This is a genomic window from Hydrocoleum sp. CS-953, from assembly GCF_002260545.1.
GTDB lineage: Bacteria > Cyanobacteriota > Cyanobacteriia > Cyanobacteriales > Microcoleaceae > Trichodesmium.
This window is the reverse complement of the sequence record NZ_LGSU01000077.1, coordinates 1-2004: the sequence shown is the minus strand read 5'-3', so window position 1 is coordinate 2004 and position 2004 is coordinate 1. Positions and strand designations below refer to the sequence as shown.

Here is a 2004-nt window from a genome sequence, read left to right as displayed (position 1 = left end):
TAAGGATCTTAAGTTTTGTTTTGAATTGCTCCAACATCATACTAAAATCAGCATCTGGTTCTTCCTGAAATTTATTTTTCAACAAATACTTAACCCATTGTTCAACTGAAGGTATATCTTGAGATTCACTGCCAATCTGAAGTCTGAAAATATCAAATTTTTGCCTTTCAAAATATTTCTCAGCTAAAGTTGTTTTACCTATACCACCAAGACCATAAATAGCGATAATCTTTGCCCCTTTTTTTTGCCAATTTTCTAGTTCGGCAATAGCAGTTTCACGACCTACAAAATCTGATAACTGTGACTTTTTTTCCTGTACAACTTGCGCTTCATTTTTGGGAGTATTTTCAGAGAGCGATCGCTGCTGTTCCTCTTCATTAAAACTATTACCATCATTAGCAAATAATTTTGTTAGTTCAGCTATTTCATCATCTACAGATAATCCACTTTTTTTTGCAAAAGCTTCAGCTATTTGTTTAATTTTTTCAGGTCCAGGATTTCCTACATATCCATTAACTACCTTTGAAATATAGTCTTTCCTTAAACCACTTTCTTTTGAAAGTTCATAAGCAGACTTAAAACCTTTACTTTCATATAACTCTTTAAATGCTGCTCCTACCTTTTTGAATTTTTTAGGTCTTGTCATTCTTGATTTTTACTAAATTTTATCTATTCTAAACTAAAACTTATTCAACTATTGTTCAACCGTTGCACGTTCAACCAGTTGAACATATACAACTTGTGCAACTCTTGGCAAACCAACACAAACAAATCAAACTAGAAAGTAAGGATTAATCCTAAACTAAGTAATCAACAATTAAAGATTTGAAAAACTATGATTATTAGACAATTCGACATTTTCGGCGGATACCAAGATATCAATACTGACAACCTTACAGAAAATCAAATTTCCCAACTCAAAGTTAGTCTTCCCACACAACTGAAAGAACAACTTCAAGCTACTTGTAATACTAAAAATATTAACATGACTCAAACCTTAACTAATTTAATTCAGCAGTGGTTAGATAAACAAAATAATCTGTAATTTTTTCCGGTAGGTATTTTGCCTACCCTTTCCATCAAACTGTTATAATAAACCGGGTTTATAGGAAGTAGATATTAGTGTAGTGAGGAATTTAATATAAACCCGGTTTCTATGGTTTTTTTTAGGACTCAAACATAAAAAAAAGTGGGGGTAAACCTCAGCATACCCCCACTCAAAACCCTCAATTTTTACCAATTTATAATAGATAATGATTAAAATTTTAAACTTTGAGTAACAAGCAAACTTTTTGAATGCAAAAGTCTTCAATTTAGTACAAAAGTTAGCAATCAAATAATTATCAATTATCCATTATCAATTATCCATTAAAAACTACACCGTCTCCGCCGTCGCAGTCTCCACAGCAGGTTGCGGTTGGAATTGGAACATAGAATAAACCACATTCCTCCGAATATCCGTCATCATATCCAAAAACAACTCATAACCCTCACTCTTATACTCAATCAACGGATCTTTCTGTCCATAACCCCGCAAACCAACCGACTCCCGCAACGCATCCATCTGCTGCAAATGCTCCCGCCACAAAGTATCAATTTGCTGCAAAATAAAGAAACGTTCCGCATCCCGCATCAAACCACCACGAATCTGATTCACCTGCGCCTCCTTAATATCATAGGCATTCCTTACCTGCTCATGCATAAAAGTCTTAATGTCATCCATCGACAGATCGAACAACTGCTCCGGAGTTAAATCTGCCAACAAATACACAAACTGCTTCACCTTCTCCACCAACTTATCCAACTCCCACTCTTCCGAAGGCAACTCAGGATTAATATACGCTTCCACAATATCATCCATAGTTTGCTCCGCATACTTAATCCCCTGTTCCTTCAAATCCCTACCTTCCAATACCCGTCGGCGTTCCGCATAAATCGCCCGACGTTGGTTATTCATCACCTCATCATACTCAAACACCTGCTTCCGCATATCATAATAATATG

General features: G+C 35.5%; 2 protein-coding genes and 1 pseudogene. 1 reads left to right on the top strand and 2 read right to left on the bottom strand.

Annotated elements, in window-relative coordinates; genetic code table 11:
• The coding region (locus tag AFK68_RS00480; protein WP_143437372.1) for an XRE family transcriptional regulator at nt 1–646 on the bottom strand (646 nt) is incomplete at its 3' end.
• A gap of 189 nt (nt 647–835) precedes the next feature.
• Here AFK68_RS00480 and AFK68_RS00475 point away from each other — a divergent pair.
• A complete protein-coding gene (locus tag AFK68_RS00475) occupies nt 836–1045 on the top strand; it encodes a hypothetical protein (RefSeq protein WP_094670780.1) in 210 nt (69 codons plus the stop codon).
• Between the two features lie 330 nt (nt 1046–1375).
• On the opposite strand, the pseudogene secA reads toward AFK68_RS00475, so the two are convergent.
• Nucleotides 1376–2004, bottom strand: a pseudogene (gene secA / locus AFK68_RS00470) (preprotein translocase subunit SecA); the annotation flags it as partial.